Here is a 17,692-nt window from a genome sequence, read left to right as displayed (position 1 = left end):
CGCTACCCCGTAAAACTGATCGCCGCGTTGAAGCCCCACAGCACAATGCTGAGCACCATGTCGATCGCGATAATGGCCACGAAACTCGTGCGCACCGCGCGACCCGACGCGATACCGACGCCCTCGGGCCCGCCCGTGGCGAAGAATCCGTAATAGCTGTGCACCAGGATCACCACCGTCCCGAAGATGGCGACCTTGATCACCGCGGCGATCACGTCGAAGCCGGAGACGAACTGGAAGAAGTAGTGGTCGTAGACGCCCGCGGACTGGCCGTGCACGAGCGTGATGATGCCGCGGCAGGCCGCGTAGCTGAGGATCAGCGCGATCAGGAAGGTCGGCACGATGGCCAACGCACCCGCGAGCACCCGGGTGGTGACCACGAACGGCACCGAGCGCAGACCGAGCGCCTCGATGGCGTCGATCTCCTCGGAGATGCGCATCGAACCGATCTCCGCGGTGATCCGGCAACCGGCCTGCGCGGCGAAACCGACCGCGGCCGCGATCGGCGCCAACTCACGAGTGGTGGCATAGGCCGAGACGATGCCGGTGACCGGACCCATCCCGAGCATGCTCAGCGTCGCGAACGATTCGACCGCGACGGACGCGCCCATCACCAGACCGAGCACGATCATCATCGGCACCGTCCCGCCGCCGACCACGACCGAGCCGCGACCCCAGGTCATATCGGTAATGGCACGCATGGTCTCACCGCGATACCGCTTCAGCGTCAACGGAATCGCCGCGAGCACCTGCCACACGAATACGGCGACGAAGCCGAACCCGTCGACCGCACCGAGCACCCGACTACCGCGACGGAAATACCGCGTGACCCAGCCGAACCCCTTGGGGGCGTAGGACGAAATCGCCATCACGCCAACCTCGTCGGCAGGAACATCGCGGTCACCTGCGTGAGCACCAGATTCACCACGGTGATCGAGACGACCGACAGCACCACGGCGGCATTCACCGCATCGGCGACACCGCGCGGTCCGCCCTTGGCCTCGAGCCCGCGCTGACACGCGATGACCACCACGAGAAAGCCGAATATCAGCGCCTTCACCAGCGAGACCCACACATCCGCGGTGGTGGTGAACGAGCCGAAGGTGGCCCAGTAGCTACCCGGCGTGACGCCCTGGCCGCCGATGGCGACCGCGTACCCGGCCATGATGCCGACGAAAATGATCAGAATATTCAGCAGCGGCGCGACCATCAGCATCGCAGCCATTCGCGGGATCACCAGGCGGTGGATCGGGCTGATGCCCATGGTGTTCAGCGCGTCGATCTCTTCGCGAATGGTGCGTGCGCCGAGGTCCGCCGCAATGGCCGCCGCGCCTGCGCCGCCGAGCAGGAAGCCGGTCGCCATCGGTGCGCCCTGCTTGATGACGCCGAGTCCGCCGGTCGCGCCGAGCAGCGAATCGGCGCCCAGGGTGTGGATGAGATTGCCGACCTGGATCGAGACGATCACGCCGAACGGGATCGCCATCAAGATCGCGGGGATGGTCGTGACGGTGATCAACCGCCAAGCCTGGAGCAGGGCCTCGCGCCACTGGAATTGGCCGCGGGCGATATCACCGACCGCGCCGAGGACCGACTCCTGCGCGACGCCGAAGGCTCTGCCGAAGGTGCGCAGCGACGAGACGACCGTATCCGAAAAGTTCTTCCGGACAACCGAACTCGCGGATTCGCGGACATGCAGGTCCGGCGTCATAGTCCGTATCCCGGTGTCGCGCCTGCGGCACGGGCTGTGTCGAATTTCATGCCGCACTCTCCGGATTCGGCGTCGATGCCAACATCCAGCAAGCTAATCGTTACTGCGAGTCACAACAAAATCAGCGAGCTGTGATGCTCGCCACTTAGCGGCCGTTTACCCCGCTCGGAGCGGTCATTCATGGATCCGGTCACACCGGCTACGGACTGGCAGCAAGAAACACAAAAGCCGAGAACAGAGCCACATGGACACCGCCCTGCAGCAGCGTCGCGCGACCCGGCACCACCGTCAGCACACCGGCGACGACCGTCAAGGCAAGCAGCACCATCTGCGTCGCACCGAGCCCGAGGACCAGCGGACCATCTAGCCAGATAGTTGCTACGGCGATCGCCGGAATGGTCAGGCCGATGCTCGCCATGGCGGAGCCGAGCGCGAGATTGAGGCTGATCTGCACCTGATCGCGGCGAGCGGCACGCACGGCCGCGAGAGTTTCCGGCAGTAGGACGAGCAGAGCGATGACCACGCCGACCGCGGACTGCGGCAGACCAGCCGAGGCGACGGCCGATTCGATCGACGGCGATACCACCTTGGCCAGACCGACGACCGCGACCAAGGCGACCATCAACATAGCCAGGCTGAGCAGCGTCGCGCGCACCGCGGGCCGATCGCCGCGCTCATCGGCGCCATCGGATTCCTCGACGGGCAGGAAGTCATCGCGATGCCGGACGGTCTGCACCATTACGAACAGGGCATACAGCAGTAGGGAGGCCGCCGCGGCGAAGGCCAACTGCGCTGGGGAAAATTCCGGCCCGGGCTTACTGGTGGTGAAGGTCGGCAGGACCAGACTGAGGGTGGACACGGTCGCAACCGTGCCGAGCGCCGCGCCGGTGCCCTCGGCATTGAATACCGCCACCCGCCTCCGAACCGCGCCGACCAGCAACGACAGACCGAAGATGCCGTTGCAGGTGATCATGACCGCCGCGAAAACGGTGTCGCGGGCCAGCGCCGCGGACTTCTCCCCACTGCTCACCATCATCGTGACGATCAGCCCGACCTCGATCACCGTCACCGCGATCGCGAGCACCAGGGACCCGAACGGTTCACCGACCCGATGCGCGATGACCTCGGCGTGCTGCACCGCCGCCAGCACCGCACCGACCAGCGCGGCGACCACCACGACCACGCCGATTCCGGGTAGCGATCGCCCCCAGGTGGCGGCCAGGATGATCGCGGCTAGCAGCGGGATGAATACGGTCCAGCGGGAAGTCGGCGCACGGAGCATGACTTCCATCGTGTCAGCAAAATATTCGCACTCGATCGCGTGTGATCGGGCGCATGCGGTGCGTCAGTCGTCGAGATCGATCCGGACGGTCAGCAAGTCGGTGCCGAGCAATCGAACGCCCGTGCTGTTGGCCTTGGGCAACGATTGCAACCGTGCGCGCGGATCGTCATCCGGCAGTAGATGCGCGGTACCGGTGTGCCAATGTCCGTGCAGCCGCAATCGAACCTGGTTGTCGGCCTTGATATTTCGAATGTACTGCGACTTGTCACCGAATTCGGAGACGAACCAGAACTCCTTGCCGACTCGTCGCCCCCCGATCGGCGTAATACGCGGCTGCCCGCTCTTGCGCCCGACGGTCTCCAGCAACTGCTGCGTCGGCAATCTGCGCAGAATCGGATTCCCCAGCCGCCGCTGAAGCGTTGTCACGACTCGGTGCTGAATATCACGCAAGTTCGCCATGTCCCGACGCTAGCACCGGCCGATCGCATCTGCGGCAACCTCAACGGTGACGGCCAGCCGGATGTAATCGCCCAGGCTTGGACCTCGGTCGCGGTATTCCTGAACAACGGCGACGGCGTCCGCCGATTCCTTCTCCTTCGGGAGCCGCGGCGGCCCGATCTCGATCAGACGATCGAGACCTGGTCGATGCCGTTGTCGAACGGCAGGTAGCCGTCGATGATCGCATTGACCCACATGCTGTTCACAAAGACCTCGCCGCCGTGGTTGTCCATGAACGCGATATCGGAAGCGTCTCTGCCCGTGGCGATTCGGACCAGCGAGGATCGCGGGGCGAGACCGGTGGCGTCGAATGCGCGCCACACGCCGTCGATATATGCCTCGGCGACCGCGTGGAAGTCCATCGGATACAGGCCGGGCGCGTACACCGCGGCCAGTCGCGCGGGCACCTTCACCGCGCGCAGCAGTGCCACCACGAGGTGGCTGAAATCGCGGCAGACGCCCGCCCCGGACAGCAATGTCTCCACCGCGCCATCGATCGGGTCGCTGCTGCCCGCGACGTAGCGCAGGCGGCGGCGCACCCACGCGGTCACCGCGGCGGCCAGTTCCGCGGGTGCGGCATTGCCGTCGAATTCGGTTGCGGCGAAGCCCAACATCTTGTCGCTCTCGGCAAACCGGCTCGGGCGCAGGTAGACCGCGATGTCGTAGTCGGATGCCGGTTCGAGGTTCGCCGCGCCCACAACGGTCGCGCTGTAGTGCACGCGCAGATTGCCGCTACCGGTGGCGAATTTGTGGATGCGGGTGCCATGCGGCCCGGAAATCTCCTGCGGCCCGATCGTGCGGCCATCCTGCTCGAACACCAGAGACTCATCGATCTCGAGCCCGGGCAGCCTGGCGACGGCGAGCTGGAATTCGAGGGTGGTCGGCGCGGCGATACCGATATCGAGATGGGCCGAGACATCGCGCTTCACCTCACAATCCTCCCAGCCGAACACCCACGTATTCCGGCCAATGCGACGATCGACTCGAGATTCGTGTACTGGATAGCGCGGCGATAAGCGACAATGTGCGGAGTGCGGACCCAGTTCACTCGCGAGCTCATCGCGTTGACCAATGATTTGACGCTCATGTGTCGGCTCGCCCACGATGCCGCCGAGCGTGCCACGGCCGCGCTCGGCGATGCCGATCTCGCCGCAACCTATGAGGCCTTCGCGATCGACGAACAGCTACAGAAGATGTACTCCGCCTGCGAGGCCAGAACCGTGGTGCTGCTCGCACTGCAGGCGCCGGTCGCGCGCGACCTGCGGCATGTGGTCACCGCCATCCAGATCGCCGGTGAACTGTCCCGGATCGGCTCGCTGATCAACCGAGTCGCCGATCAGGTCTACAAGTACCATCCGGAACCCGTTGCACCCCAACCCCTTATGGATATCCTCACCGCCATGGGTCGGCTGGCCGCACACCACACCGCCCTCGCGGGCGAATCGGTTGCCACCGGCCGCCAACCCGTTACTCCCGAATCCGGCACCCCCGCAATGGATCAACTCCAGCGACAACTCCACTCGGCCCTGACCGAACGAACCGCCACCGAAGCCGCCATCGATATCGCCCTGGTGGGCAATAACCTCGAACGCTGTATCGACCACACCATCCGCATCGATCGCCTGATCCGCTTCCTGGACACCGGAATTCCGCCGACGGCCCAAACCTCCGACGCAGGTTAGGAGTTGCGGCGGGCGATGGTGTAGAGGTCGCGGGCGGGGCCGGTGAGGCGGTGGCCCGTCGGCCAGACCGCCCGCAGGGTTCGGGTCAGATCCAGGCCGGTGACGGTCGGGGAAACAAGAGTGCCCGCGGCGATTTCGGCGGCTACGGCCAGGGAGCTGAGGACGGCGGGACCGACGCCGGAGGCGACCGCGGTTTTGATCGCGGTGGTGGAGGACAGTTCCAGCGCGACCGTGGGTTCCCAGCCCGCAATGGCCCGCGCGACAGCATTTTCGAACCAGGTCCTGGTGCCCGATCCGGGTTCGCGTTGGATCAGCGCGGTTCGAGCGAGTTCGGCCAGGTCGACCGAGCCCTGCCCGGCCCAGCGGTGCTGTGGGTCGACCACGACGACCAGCTGATCGCGGGCGACGATATGACTCTCCAGCCCACGGAAATTCCGCGGGCTCTCGATGAAGCCGATGGCGTCCTTGCCGTCGAGCACCGCCTGCGCGACCTCGACGGAATTGCCGGACTGCAACGCGATCGCGGTATCGGGTGCCGTGGCGCGCAGGGTCATGAGCCAGCCGGGGAACAGGTATTCGGCAATGGTTTGACTTGCCGCCACCCGCAGGTGCGAATCACGCTCGGAGCGCAAGCTGTCGATGCCCGCGTCCAATTGCTCCGCCGCATCGACGACCCCGCGCGCCCATTCGGCGATCAATGCCCCGGCGGGCGTGGGCCGGGAGCCGAGTGTGGTGCGCTCCAGCACCGGCACGCCGACCAGCTTCTCCAGATAGCGGATGCGGGAGGACGCCGAGGGCTGGCTGATGCCGTGCGCCTGCGCCGCGCGTCCGAGACTGCCTAGTTCGATGACCGAAAGCAGCAGGTCGAGCGCGGCCAGGTCGGGAACACGCGGCGACAGGGGCATAGAACGAGTCTATGCATCCATAGGAATGCGGTGGCTACTCGACACCGCCGAAGCCGACGAACCTGGACTCATGACCGCCATAGCAACCTTGCGCCCCGCACCCACGCGGCAACTGCTCGGCGAGAGTGCGACCCACCGCATCGAATCCCCGTCACTGCGACATTTCGCACCCAATTGGTTCGCCGCCGTCATGGGCACCAGCATTGTCGCCGGCGCCGCCGCCACGCTTCCGCTGCAGTTCCCCGGACTGCGCGGCGCGGCGACCGTCGTCTGGGCGCTGGCCGCATTGCTGCTGGTGGCATTGAGCGCCGCCTGGGTGGTGCACTGGGTGCGCTATCCAGAGCAGGCCCGCAGCCACAAGGATCACCCGGTCATGGCGCATTTCTACGGCGCACCGCCGATGGCACTGGTGACCGTCGGCGGGGGCACCCTGCTGCTCGGCCGCGATGTGATCGGCCTCGATGCCGCACTCATCATCGATGCGGTGTTGTGGTCGCTCGGCACCGTGCTCGGCCTGCTGACCGCCGTCGCCATTCCCTACCGGATGTTCACCCACTTCCACATCGAGCCCGATGCCGCCTTCGGTGGCTGGCTGATGCCCGTGGTGCCGCCGATGGTGTCGGCGGCCATGGGGGCACTGCTGGTCCCCTATCTGCCCGAAGGCCAATTGCGGCTCACCATGATCCTGCTGTGCCTGGCCATGTTCGGCCTGAGCCTGATCGCCGCACTGGTCACCACTACCATGATCTGGTCACGCCTGGTGCACCACGGCATCCCGCAGTCGGGCATGGTGCCGACCCTGTGGCTCGTGCTCGGCCCGCTCGGCCAATCCGTCACCGCCGCGGGCCTGCTCGCCGATGCCGGTCCCTCGGCACTGCCCGACCTCTACGCCAAGGGGCTGACCGTCTTCTCGGTGATCTTCGGCGTCGTCACCTGGGGATTCGCGATGCTGTGGGTGGCGCTGGCCACCGCCGTCACCGTAAAGACCGCTCGCGCAGGCGAATTGCGGTTCAACCTGACCTGGTGGGGCTTCACCTTCCCGCTGGGCACCTGCATTACCGGCAGCACCGTGCTCTACGGCCACACCGGCGCCGATCTCTTCGCCGTCGCCGCGGTGGTGCTGTATGTCGGACTGGTCAGTGCCTGGGCCGTCGTCGCCGCCAAGACCATTCGCGGGGTACTCACCGGGCCGCTGCTCCGACCGGCCTGATCCGTCAGGCCTTGAAGTACACCAGCTGATGACTCGTCGCGAGCAACCCACCGTCGTGCGCCCACAGTTCGGCCGACTGATCGAAGAAACCCTTGCCGAAATGCTGCGAGCGCGCGGTGGCCAGCAGCGGGTGATCGGCTTGGGCGGCGAGGCGGTCGGTATCGGCGTGGAAATACACGGTCAGCGTGACGGTTCCGGCGGGGACGACGCGACCGAGTCGCAGCATCACCCGCGGGAAGAACACATCGCTCAGCGCGGTGAGGGCCGGATAGTCCAGTGGGCGCGCGGGCCGGTCGCGGACCCAGAGCGTCGTGGTGGAAGTCGGTTGTGCCGCAGCGCCGTCGAGCTGGGTGATACCGCCCTCGATGAAGCGCATCTCGTAATTGTCCACCCAGGCAATGAATTCGGGCAGTGCGTCCGGCTCGACGGTGTCCGGCGGCGGAGCGGCGGGCGCGGTGGCTTCGGTAGCGGTCCAGGTCTCGCGGCGGGTACCGAAAACCGCCGTGGCCGTGGTGGTCACGATGCCGTCCTGGCTCATCGACAGCGTCCAGTGCTGGGTGTTGCGATTGGTCCGCACCGGTTGCGCCGCAATGGCGAAGGAGCCCTCGGCGATCGGGCCCGCGAAGTTGACGGTGAGCGAGATCGGATCACCGAGACATTGCGGATGTTGTTGTACCGCACGCAATATGGTTGCCGCGGTGATGCCGCCGAACGGGCCGACCATATTGCCGTACTCGGGAGTCGTCCGACCGCTGAAGTTTCCGGCGCCGTCGGATTTCAGCGCGACCGCGCTGTCGAAGGCGTGCCGTGCGGTGACGGTCGAACTCATCGTGTTCTTCTCCTCGAGGTAGACGCGGGTCAATCGCGGGGGCGCAGACCGTAGGTCAGCTGGGTAATCGTTTCGGTCAGTGCCACGTCCACGTTCTCCGCGTCGACGAACCCGGACCCGACAAAGGTGGCTAACCCCTGCAGTGCGGCAATGGCGGCGATACCGATCCGCATCGGATCGCCCGCAACGACCTCGCCACCTGCCTGTCCCTCGGCAATCACGGCGATCGGCACGGTGAATGCCCGCCCGACCGCAGCCAGCATTTCCTCGCCCGAGGTCGGACTGTGTTTGCGCGCGAACATCAGCGCGAGCAGCGCCGGATTGTCGATCGCGAAATCCAGGTAGGCGCGTGCGACGGCATGCAGCCGCTCGGAGAACGATCCGGTCGGGTCGCCCTCGCCGTACAGCGCGGCGAGCCGGTCGAACCCGACCAGCGCGAGCGCGTCGAGCAGCGCCTGCTTATCCCGGAAGTGCCTGCTCGGCGCGGCATGGCTGACGCCGAGGTCGCGGGCAAGCTGACGCAGCGAAAGCCCGTCCACACCGGACTCGCGCAATGTGGCCTCGGCGCGCTGGAGCAGCTCGGCGCGCAGGTCACCGTGGTGATAGGAGCGGGAGCGGACAAAACTCATGGTTGCTGCAGGATATCCGATACCGCGGCATTGTTGGCATTGACTACTTTGTTGTCGCTGCCTACATTGGGCGCTATGACGAACCAAAAGTGGACTTCAGCAGATCTGCCCCGATTCGACGGCCGCACCGTCGTCGTCACCGGTGCCAACAGCGGGATCGGCCTGGTGACGGCCCGCGAACTGGCCCGCGTCGGCGCACGCGTGGTGCTCGCGGTGCGCGATATCGCGCGCGGCGAGGAAGCGGCGAAGAGCATGTCGGGTCGCACCGAGGTGCGCGAACTCGACCTTGCCGACCTGGCCTCCATTCGCCGCTTCGCCGCGGACTGGTCCGGCGATATCGATGTGCTGGTGAACAATGCGGGCATCATGCTGGTCCCCGCCGGACGCACGAAAGATGGTTTCGAACGCCAATTCGGCACCAACCACCTCGGCCATTTCGCGCTGACGAATCTGCTGCTGCCGCATATCACCGACCGCGTGGTGACCGTCTCCTCGCAGGCGCACCGCCGCGGCAGCATCGACCTCGACGACCTCAACTGGGAAACCCGGTCCTACAACTCCGCTGCCGCCTACGGACAGTCCAAACTCGCGAACCTGCTGTTCACCCTCGAACTACAGCGGCGCTTCACCGAATCCGGATCCCGGCTCGCGCTGAGCGCCCATCCCGGTTGGGCCGCAACGAATCTGCAGGGCCATTCCGGCAACCGGATCCTGCACGAGGTCATGCAGGTGGGCAATAAACTGCTCGCCCAGGATGCGAGTTTCGGCGCGCTGCCCACGCTGTTCGCCGCCAGCCAGGAGTTGCCGCCGGGAAGCTATATCGGCCCGGACAGCTGGTTCGAATTCCGCGGTCACCCGAAGATCGTCGGCCGCAGCACAGCCGCCGCGAATGCCGACCTCGCCGCCGCATTGTGGACCAAATCCGAAGAACTGACCGAGGTTCGCTTTCCAGCCAACGCGTAATCAGTCGAGCATCGGGAACCTGCCCGAATTCAGTAGCCCGGCGATCGCGTCCATTTTCGCCTGCGGCGCAGCGTAATCCGGATGCAGCCGGATTACCGCCGCGGCGTCGTGCAGCCGGATCATCTGCTGTTCGGCCTCAGTGACGCTGCGGCCGCCCGCACTCACCGCATGCCGGGCGAATACCGGCCGCTTCCGATCGACGCGCCCCAGCGCCAATGCCTTGTCCACCCGACGGGAGCAGCGACAGAAAGCCTCGGGGTTTGCCACCCCGCAGGTCGCATTCAGGAATGTGCCGATGCGTTTCTTGGCTCGTTCCAACCGCTTTCGGAAGGCGGGTGCGGTGATACCCAGAATCCAGGCCGCGTCGGCGGAAGCGAGTTCGAAAACGTCACCGAGTACGAAGGCGACCCGCTCGTCGCGGGCCAGGCACTGCAGCATGGCCTGACTGCAGTTCAACCGCACCTCATGGGTGAGCAGCTCGGCCTCGGGGCCGCGATAGTCGTCGGCGACGAGCCCGTCCGCCAAATCGTCACGGTAGGCGTCGAGGCTGAGCTGCGCCGCCTCCTGGGGCGTCTGCCGTTTCAGGTTCAGCAGATAGTTGACGCCGATCCGGTAGGCCCAGGTCAGTAGTTTGGCCTCACCCCGCCACGTCGCGAGATTGCCGACCACGCGAAGCAGGATTTCCTGCGTCGCATCCTCGGCCTCGGCGGGTCGCCACACCATGCGCAGCGCCAGCCGGTACAGCGGATCCTGTAGCCGCCGCACCACATCCGAGACGGCGGCTGCGTCACCGGCAATCGCCCGATCGACCAGTTCCCGCTCCCGAGCGATGTCTTCGGCGTTTTCTGCCGTGGGCGGGTCGGGGTGCGATAGCTCGGGTTCCACCGCACAATCCTTCGGCGGTATCCGGCATTACGCAAGTCCTATATGCGCCGCGCGGGTGACTCGCACCCGCGCGGCGCACCCCGCTCATGCACTCGCGGTCGCCGCCGTCAACGAGTGCGCGCGCAACCACGTCGCGACCGCGGTCCCGATGGCAACGGGCTGATCCTCCGGAGCGTGATGCCCCGCCTCCCCGACCGACACGACCTCTGCACTGGCGAACGTCTCGGCAGCCCAGCCGATCACCTCCGGCGAACCGAGGCCGACGCCATTGTCGAGCGCCATGATGAGCTTCGGCACCTCCGGCGAGTCCGCCGCCCACCGGTCGTATTTCTCCACCAGCGCGACCACATCGGCGGGTTCGCCCTCCAGCGGAAATTCCCGCGTCCAGGCCAGCATCGGCTTGCGCGATTCCGGCGTCGGGAAGGGTGCGCGATACACATCGTGATCTTCCTGCTTCAGATCGACAATGCCCCTCGGCAGGTTGAACTCGATGAACGTATTCTCCACCAGCACCATTCGCTCCCCCTCAGCCGTCCGGAATTTCCGGAACAGTTCGGCGCCGAGCGGCGGGAGTTCCTCCCAGCGCATCGGCCGCAGGAACGTCTCGATCAGTGCGATGCCCCGGATGCGTTCGGGATGCCGTGCCGCCCAATGCATACCGAGCGCACCACCCCAGTCGTGGCCGACGATGACGACCTGGTCCAGGCCCAGTGCGTCGAACCAGGCATCCAGATAACGGGCGTGATCGGCGAGGCGGTAGGCGCTGTCCGGCTTCCCGGACGCACCCATTCCGATCAGATCCGGGGCGAGCACCCGGGTTTGATCGGCGACGTGCGGGATCACATTGCGCCACAGGTGCGATGAGGTCGGGTTGCCGTGCAGGAACACCACCGGTACCGAACCGGTACCGAGGTCGGTGTAGTTGATGAACGAGTCGAGAACGTCGACGGTGGCCATGATGTGGGTCCTTCCTGGATCCGGCTTTTGTGCCTGCACCCGGTTTCGACACAGGTTTCGGCCCGGCTGTGACCGCCACCGAATGTGACGCTCGTCACCAGCCTGGAAGGCTCGTTCGCGGCCGATCTCACGACTACTGCAGGTAAACCTAACTTCCGTATGTGAGCCGTACATGTTTCAACCGGCCGATGCGCCATTCAGGAGATTCTCAGACTTAAGTAAAGCAATTGCAAAGGAATCTGGAATGATCTACTGTCTCTCTACGTAAGAACAATGAAGTTCACACAGACCGTCACGAGGAGTTATCCGCAGTACGACACGGCACGACGAGACTTCCCTCATCAGCCTCGTGGCGCCGCGAGAACGGATCATCCGGCCTGGACAACCGGCCCGTTCATTCGGCCGCGCACGAGCTCATTCGTGACACGACCACCCCTGGAACGGCGCCGGCACGCCGAGCCAGGGGTGGTTTCACGTCTACCGTCGAGTCCCCTTGCCACACCGTGCGTTCCTCGACTAGCTGTGCCGAACGTCATACGCGACAATCACATACGGGACGAGCGGCCGCAGGTAGCTTGACGCCCGACAAATTCATCGGTGCGAGGCTAGGAAGTTCGATCTTGTGAAGTGGTTGTCGTCCCGCACCGCGCGTCGCGTACTCGCCGTTTGTGCACCCATCGTATTGGCTGTCGTTGTCGCCGTTGGCTATTCATTCATCGACCAGCGGACCGGTCAGACCGGCAATGGATCCGGACCGGCGAATGTCACGACGGCGTCCGGCAAGGACATCAATGAACTGCTCGGCCAGCTCGTCGATGCGCCCGAAGAGGCGATGGAAGGCTACAGCCGGGAGAAGTTCCCGCATTGGGACACCAATAAGACCGAGCACGGCTTCGGCCCCGATTTCGCGCAGTACAGCAAGTGCACCAGCCGTGACGTGATGATGCTCAGGGACGCGACGGGATCGGTCAAACTCGACCCTAAGACCTGTGAGCTCACGGTTGGTAAGGGTGGTGGCTGGCAGGACCAGTACGGCGTCATGGATTCGAAGACCGGAAAACTCAAGCCGTACAAGTTCATTACCGACCCGGCCGGTGTCGACGCCGAACACATCGTGCCGCTGGCCGAGGCCTGGCGTTCGGGTGCGAATAAGCGCGACGAAGATACCCGCCGCCGGATCGCCAACGACGCCGTCAATCTGATCGCCTCCGATCCTTCGGCTAACAGGTCCAAGGGCGATCAGGACGCCGCGAACTATCTGCCGCCGGGAAAATTCCGGTGTGGCTATCTCGAGCACTACGTCAAGATCAAAGTAAAATATGCGCTGAACGTTGATCCCGCCGAACACACCGCACTGCGCAACGCAGTCGCCGACTGCGTCAGTCGAGGAGAGTTCAAATAAGCGACATCATCGAGATTTCCGCCAAGGCGGCCGTCATGACCGAAGAGGAAGGGACGGTCTCCGGCGAGCTCGATGTGACCGTCGATGCGACGGGTAAAGGTCTGGTGCGCTATCGCAAGACCGAGACCTGGTACACCATCGGCAATCTCGAGGCGGAGCCGCCGCGCACCTGGACTACCGTCGCCGAGCTGGCGGCCGCCATCGAAGCCACCGCCGGAACCCGCGATGCGGCAGGCAATACCGTGCCCTTCGAGGCCTGATCCGGGCTACGGCATGGTGATGACGACCTTGCCGAACGGATTGTCCTCGCGGAAGTAGCGGTACGCCTGCACCGCCTGGTCGAGCGGAAATGTTCGATCGACGACCGGGCGCATGCGGTGTGCGGTGATGGTGCGGTTCATCGCCTCGAAATCGTCCCGGCTGCCGACCGCGATCCGGCGGATCGCGAGATACGGTCCGACGAACGGATTCTCGAATGCCTCGCCTTCCGGCAGCTGGGTGGCGCCGATCATGGTGATCATCGCGTTGTAGCCCGCGGAGCGCACCGATTTCGACAGGGTGGGCAGTCCGACGGCCTCCACCACATGTTCGACGCCGTGGCCGCCGGTGAGTTCGAGCACCTTCTCGTCCCAGTCGGGCGTCGCGTTGCGGTCGATGGTCTCGTCCGCGCCGAGCTTGTGCAGCCGCTCGGCCTTATCCGGGCCGGAGGTGATCGAAATGACCCGTGCGCCGAGCATTTTCGCGTGCTGCACGGCGAACAACGCGACGGTACCGCTGCCGACAGTCAGTACCGTCTGGTCCGGAGACACCGGTACCGGTGTGGTCAGCGCGGCCCACGCGACGACTCCCGCGCAGGTCAGCGTGGCCGCCTCGACATCGGTGAGATGTTCGGGGACATGCACCACCGAATCCTCTTCGATCACCGCGTAGGTGGCGAGCATCCCGTTGAAGTTGGCGCCGTACTGTTCGGCGACCTGCGCCAGCCGCTGCGGGCCGTTGATGAAGCGCACGAAGTACGACGCGGTCACGCGATCGCCGATGGCGGCGCGAGTCACGTTGTCGCCCAACGCGATGACCTCACCGACGCCATCGGAAAGCGGGATGATGCCCGGGGTGGCGGGCAGCGGGTAGATACCGTCCATGAGCATGAGGTCCCGCCGATTCAGCGAGGCCGCGCGCACCCTGATGACCACCTGATTCGGTCCCGGCTGCGGCAGTTCCTGGTCTCGGATGGTCAAACCGGCGAGGCCCTGTAGTGGATCGAGGTGGTAGGCAATGGCTTTCATGATCTGCTTCCTGTGGTGGGCACGAACAGCGCCTCGAAGGGCGCTTCTCCGATACCGGTGGTGATGTGGCCGTGGCCGTCGGTGTCCTCGACATGGACCAGGTCGCCGGGCCCGAATCTGCGCCGAGCGCCGTCGCTCGTCGTCACTTCGATCACGCCGCGCAGCATCACGACCCACTGCTGCGCCGGAGCGGAATGCGGCTCGCTGTCGAATTGCGCACTGCGCAGGTAGGTTACGGTTGTCGCCGCCGACATTCCGGCGACGGCCATCGCGGGTACGCCTGCGGTGACGGTTCGCCCCGTCAATGCGAGCTCCGCATCGGCGAATCGGGAGCCGCCGTCCGCAGTGCGCACGATTCGACTGAACCGCAAGGTCGCGCCGTCGGTCACCGCACGCCTTCGATGAATTGGTGGTCGAAGGTGATACGCCCGTCGGAGTCGAGGCCGATCACCTCGTAACCGCCGCCCGCGACGGAACCGTCGGCACGCGAAATCATCGACCAGGGCAGGCCGATCAGACCGGCGGGCAGCCGGGTGGCAGCGCCCACCTCGAAGGTGTACTCGCCGGGTGCCACGAACATCTCGTAAGCGCGGGACACCCGGGCTTCCATCGCGTCATGGCCACGCACTTCCAGGGCGGGGACGGCGAAATTCAGGTTCACCGCCGCCTCGCGGATCTCCACCGGCGGGTCGACCAGGGTCTGTGCACCGGCGGGCGCCCAGATCTCCTCGATCATCTTGCGGCGGATCGCCGGATCGGATTCGTTCCACTGGGCCATGTAGCGCTCTGCGAAGTGGGCCAGGTTGTTGTCATCTCGGTTGCTCATGGCACCGAGTTTTGCGAGCGCGGCGCTGCGGCGCGATTCCCTCCAGGGAATGAAGCCGATGCGGGTCAGGTGATTCCCTCCAGGGAATGGCGCGGACACCGCGGGTCGGATATCACTGAATCCATGACGACAGTGATGGAGCCGAATCCATTCGCTCAGCAGTTGCGGCACTGGCGCACACAGCGACATGTGAGCCAGCTCGATCTGGCCATTCGCGCGGACACCAGCCAGCGCTATCTGAGCTTCCTGGAGCAGGGCCGCTCACGTCCGGGACGCACCATGGTGGTGCGGCTGGCCGAATCGCTGGAGTTGTCGCTGCGCGAGCGCAATGCACTGCTGCTCGCCGCTGGTTATGCCCCGATCTTTCCCGAATCCGACCTGGACACACCGGAATTGGGCCCGGTGCGAGTCGCATTGGAACGCATTCTCGAGGGGCACATGCCCTATCCCGCGGTCGTCACCCGCCCCTACGGCAAACTGGTCGCCGCCAATGCCGCCTTCGACATCCTCACCGAGGGTTCCGCGGCGGAACTGATCGCCCCGCCGATCAATGTCCTCCGCCTCGCCCTGCACCCCGACGGCCTGGCACGACGCGTGCTGAATCTGCCCGAATGGGGGCGCCACGTCACCGAAAGCCTGCGCGGCAAGGCCCTGCGCAGCCCCGACCCCCACCTCGACGACTTCATCGCCGAACTCGAAAGCTACCTCCCCGCCGCCACCCCAGGCCCCGACCACCTAGGCTTCGCCGTCCCTCTGCGCCTGACCAGTCCCGACGGCGAACTCCGCCTCATCACCACCATCACCAGTTTCGCCACCGCGGTAGACATAACCCTCTCCGAACTCCACCTGGAAGCCTTCCTCCCCGCCGACGACCGAACCGCCGAATTCCTCCGCCGCCGCTCCGAACAGCGCCAAGCACACGCCAACTAGCGTTTGTCGCGATGTGAACTCAGCGACGGAGGCGACGACGCAGCAGCCGACCTCGGCCCACAACCAGTGCCCGCGTCAGGGTCGGTGCCCGGCGACTCGCACCGCCGGCAGACGGGACCGATGCGCGGGCGGGTCGCGATGCGTCGGCGGCGGCGCGAAGCCTGCGCACGTACCTCAGCGGCGATTCACCGACTGCAGGCGGTGACTCGCAAACCGTCTGCGAACCTGTCGAACAGACTGACGGGTCGCAGTGGTGCGAAATCCACATATCTACCTCGGCGGCGGCAGTTCACCAAGTGTGCCCGGCGACTGGTAAACCGGTCGCGGACCGGCCCGCCGCGTCAACATGTCGCCGTGTCGGCAGCGACGGGTACCGACGTCCGCGTCGGCGCGGGTTCACCAGGTACGGGCGGCGGCTCGTAGGTGGTTGTGGACCAGGTCTATGTGGGGGCGTGAGGTGGTGCCGGGGCGGCGGACCAGGAAGCCGGTGTTGATGGGCGGGTCGTCGGGTTCGAGTAGGGAGACCAGGGTGCCTGCGGTGAGTTCGTGTGCGCAGAGGTAGCGCGGGAGGACGCTGATGCCCGCGCCTGCGGCGACGGTTGCGGTGATGGCGCGCAGGTCGGCGACGACTACTGCGGCTTCGGCGGCGAGGCGGACGCCGAAGACGTGTCGCCAATAGCGACGGAGAATGGGGAGGTCAGCCGAGTAGCTGACCAGGGGGAGACCGGTGAGGGCGGTGGGTCCGTCGGTGCGCAGCCGCGCGGTATCGATGCGGGCGGCCAGTTGGGGGGCGGCGACCAGAACGAATTCCTCGTCCGCGAGCGGCTCGGCGACCAAAGCGCGGCCGCGGGGGCGCACCGTGGACACGATGAGGTCGTAGTGTCCGGCGCGGAGTCCGGCCAGCAGCTCCTCGGAAAGACCCGCGGTGACCGTCAGCCGCACGCCACGCTCGATCAACGGTGCGAGGGCCGGAAGTGCCTGCACCGCAAGCAATTCGGCAGGTCCGGCCAAGCGCACCGGCGGCTGTGGCACCGGTTCGGCAGGCACGGCGCGCGCCGTAACCCCGTCGAGCGCATCCAACGGCCCGGCGACCCGCGCCGCCAACTCCACGGCAGCGGTGGTCGACGCCACCCCGCGCGGCAACCGCTCGAACAGCCGATACCCCAGCCGCCTCTCCAGCGCCTGCAACTGCGTCGTCACCGTCGGCTGCGACAACCCCACCAACCGCGCCCCCGCCGTAATGGATCCGGCACGATGCACGGCTAGGAATGTCCGCAGCTGATTCAGATCGAGACTGCCATCGGAATTCCTATCGCCCACCCAACAAGTGTATTTCTCTCCCAATACTCGCTCAGCCGATCGCCATCCCATGCGCCTGCGCCTATCGCTCGAATCCCCGCCATGACCTCTGGGCCATTCGATTCGCAGCCAGGCGTGACGAGTGCGCGTTGCGCTGACTGTCCCAGCCATGTCCCGTTGGCCCGATCCAGCTAGTACTCCGTCCAGATGGGTTGCCGCGCTATCCGATCCGGTTCGCTCGCCGAGCGCAGTCGAAACGCGGCACGACGCGTCCTGCGGCACCGCCATATGACTGCGCTCGACGGATCGTGATTACCTCGGAAGCCAGCTGGATGCGGCGTTAGCTGCTGCGTGAGCGCAATCGTCGACGCGACTATACGAACTTCCGGCCTTCAGACGAT

At 65.8% G+C, this 17,692-nt stretch carries 20 protein-coding genes; 6 read left to right on the top strand and 14 right to left on the bottom strand.

Going from position 1 to position 17,692, the window contains the following annotated elements; translation table 11 throughout:
* Positions 1-2: 2 nt before the first annotated feature.
* From ACZ60G_RS36535 to ACZ60G_RS36515, 5 genes are all read right to left on the bottom strand, one after another.
* Positions 3-869, bottom strand: a complete 867-nt coding sequence (locus ACZ60G_RS36535; protein ID WP_387292302.1) for an MlaE family ABC transporter permease — start codon at positions 867-869, stop codon at positions 3-5.
* Complete coding sequence (locus tag ACZ60G_RS36530) at positions 869-1,708, bottom strand: ABC transporter permease (RefSeq protein ID WP_465816151.1); 840 nt, start codon at positions 1,706-1,708, stop codon at positions 869-871. Before ACZ60G_RS36530 ends, ACZ60G_RS36535 begins: the two co-directional genes overlap by 1 nt.
* Before the next feature lie 199 nt (positions 1,709-1,907).
* Positions 1,908-2,990, bottom strand: a complete 1,083-nt coding sequence (locus tag ACZ60G_RS36525) for a calcium:cation antiporter (RefSeq protein ID WP_465816210.1) — start codon at positions 2,988-2,990, stop codon at positions 1,908-1,910.
* A gap of 63 nt (positions 2,991-3,053) precedes the next feature.
* Positions 3,054-3,449 carry a nitroreductase/quinone reductase family protein gene (locus ACZ60G_RS36520; RefSeq protein WP_465816150.1) on the bottom strand — a complete coding sequence of 132 codons (396 nt, stop codon included), beginning with the start codon at positions 3,447-3,449 and terminating at the stop codon, positions 3,054-3,056.
* A 164-nt stretch (positions 3,450-3,613) separates the two neighbouring features.
* A complete protein-coding gene (locus ACZ60G_RS36515; RefSeq protein WP_465816149.1) occupies positions 3,614-4,417 on the bottom strand; it encodes a transglutaminase-like domain-containing protein in 804 nt (267 codons plus the stop codon).
* A gap of 102 nt (positions 4,418-4,519) precedes the next feature.
* On the opposite strand from ACZ60G_RS36515, the gene ACZ60G_RS36510 reads away from it, so the two are divergent.
* Positions 4,520-5,170: a phosphate signaling complex PhoU family protein gene (locus tag ACZ60G_RS36510; protein ID WP_465816147.1), complete on the top strand. Its 651-nt coding sequence runs from the start codon at positions 4,520-4,522 to the stop codon at positions 5,168-5,170.
* On the opposite strand, the gene ACZ60G_RS36505 is transcribed toward ACZ60G_RS36510, so the two are convergent.
* On the bottom strand, positions 5,167-6,075 hold the full coding sequence (locus ACZ60G_RS36505; protein WP_465816145.1) for a LysR family transcriptional regulator: 909 nt from the start codon (positions 6,073-6,075) through the stop codon (positions 5,167-5,169). The two genes, ACZ60G_RS36510 and ACZ60G_RS36505, sit on opposite strands and share 4 nt — an antisense overlap.
* A gap of 70 nt (positions 6,076-6,145) precedes the next feature.
* On the opposite strand from ACZ60G_RS36505, the gene ACZ60G_RS36500 reads away from it, so the two are divergent.
* Complete coding sequence (locus tag ACZ60G_RS36500; RefSeq protein ID WP_465816143.1) at positions 6,146-7,285, top strand: TDT family transporter; 1,140 nt, start codon at positions 6,146-6,148, stop codon at positions 7,283-7,285.
* A gap of 4 nt (positions 7,286-7,289) precedes the next feature.
* On the opposite strand, the gene ACZ60G_RS36495 is transcribed toward ACZ60G_RS36500, so the two are convergent.
* Together ACZ60G_RS36495 and ACZ60G_RS36490 are read right to left on the bottom strand one after the other, a co-directional pair.
* A complete protein-coding gene (locus tag ACZ60G_RS36495; protein ID WP_465816142.1) occupies positions 7,290-8,114 on the bottom strand; it encodes an acyl-CoA thioesterase in 825 nt (274 codons plus the stop codon).
* A gap of 29 nt (positions 8,115-8,143) precedes the next feature.
* Positions 8,144-8,743 (bottom strand): TetR/AcrR family transcriptional regulator, encoded by a 600-nt coding sequence (locus tag ACZ60G_RS36490; RefSeq protein ID WP_465816140.1) that lies wholly within the window; start codon positions 8,741-8,743, stop codon positions 8,144-8,146.
* A 75-nt stretch (positions 8,744-8,818) separates the two neighbouring features.
* Here ACZ60G_RS36490 and ACZ60G_RS36485 point away from each other — a divergent pair, with 75 nt between their 5' ends.
* Positions 8,819-9,706 (top strand): oxidoreductase, encoded by an 888-nt coding sequence (locus tag ACZ60G_RS36485; protein ID WP_465816138.1) that lies wholly within the window; start codon positions 8,819-8,821, stop codon positions 9,704-9,706.
* On the opposite strand, the gene ACZ60G_RS36480 is transcribed toward ACZ60G_RS36485, so the two are convergent.
* Positions 9,707-10,591, bottom strand: coding sequence for an RNA polymerase sigma factor (locus tag ACZ60G_RS36480; RefSeq protein WP_465816137.1), 885 nt, complete (start codon positions 10,589-10,591; stop codon positions 9,707-9,709).
* Positions 10,592-10,675: 84 nt separating this feature from the next.
* Entirely contained in the window at positions 10,676-11,548 is an 873-nt protein-coding gene (locus ACZ60G_RS36475; RefSeq protein WP_465816135.1) for a haloalkane dehalogenase, read from the bottom strand.
* Between the two features lie 622 nt (positions 11,549-12,170).
* On the opposite strand from ACZ60G_RS36475, the gene ACZ60G_RS36470 reads away from it, so the two are divergent.
* Together ACZ60G_RS36470 and ACZ60G_RS36465 are read left to right on the top strand one after the other, a co-directional pair.
* Positions 12,171-12,950, top strand: coding sequence for an HNH endonuclease family protein (locus tag ACZ60G_RS36470; RefSeq protein ID WP_465816134.1), 780 nt, complete (start codon positions 12,171-12,173; stop codon positions 12,948-12,950).
* A gap of 35 nt (positions 12,951-12,985) precedes the next feature.
* The gene (locus tag ACZ60G_RS36465) at positions 12,986-13,210 is read left to right on the top strand and encodes a hypothetical protein (protein ID WP_083897694.1); all 225 of its coding nucleotides are present in this window, start codon (positions 12,986-12,988) and stop codon (positions 13,208-13,210) included.
* Between the two features lie 6 nt (positions 13,211-13,216).
* Here the strand turns inward: ACZ60G_RS36465 and ACZ60G_RS36460 are convergent, their stop codons facing one another.
* From ACZ60G_RS36460 to ACZ60G_RS36450, 3 genes are read right to left on the bottom strand one after another with little or no spacing between them, the layout of a single operon-like run.
* A complete protein-coding gene (locus ACZ60G_RS36460; RefSeq protein WP_465816132.1) occupies positions 13,217-14,236 on the bottom strand; it encodes a zinc-dependent alcohol dehydrogenase family protein in 1,020 nt (339 codons plus the stop codon).
* Positions 14,233-14,625: a cupin domain-containing protein gene (locus tag ACZ60G_RS36455; protein WP_465816130.1), complete on the bottom strand. Its 393-nt coding sequence runs from the start codon at positions 14,623-14,625 to the stop codon at positions 14,233-14,235. Before ACZ60G_RS36455 ends, ACZ60G_RS36460 begins: the two co-directional genes overlap by 4 nt.
* Positions 14,622-15,062: a hypothetical protein gene (locus tag ACZ60G_RS36450; protein WP_465816129.1), complete on the bottom strand. Its 441-nt coding sequence runs from the start codon at positions 15,060-15,062 to the stop codon at positions 14,622-14,624. Before ACZ60G_RS36450 ends, ACZ60G_RS36455 begins: the two co-directional genes overlap by 4 nt.
* Positions 15,063-15,185: 123 nt before the next feature.
* On the opposite strand from ACZ60G_RS36450, the gene ACZ60G_RS36445 reads away from it, so the two are divergent.
* Positions 15,186-15,992 carry a helix-turn-helix domain-containing protein gene (locus ACZ60G_RS36445; RefSeq protein WP_465816127.1) on the top strand — a complete coding sequence of 269 codons (807 nt, stop codon included), beginning with the start codon at positions 15,186-15,188 and terminating at the stop codon, positions 15,990-15,992.
* Positions 15,993-16,388: 396 nt separating this feature from the next.
* Here ACZ60G_RS36445 and ACZ60G_RS36440 read toward each other — a convergent pair whose 3' ends face one another.
* Positions 16,389-17,312 (bottom strand): LysR family transcriptional regulator, encoded by a 924-nt coding sequence (locus tag ACZ60G_RS36440; RefSeq protein ID WP_465816125.1) that lies wholly within the window; start codon positions 17,310-17,312, stop codon positions 16,389-16,391.
* Positions 17,313-17,692 lie beyond the last annotated feature (380 nt).

It is taken from the genome of Nocardia sp. NPDC102475, assembly GCF_055584605.1.
Note: the sequence above shows the minus strand (reverse complement) of the source record. Positions and strands in the feature narration are given on the sequence as shown.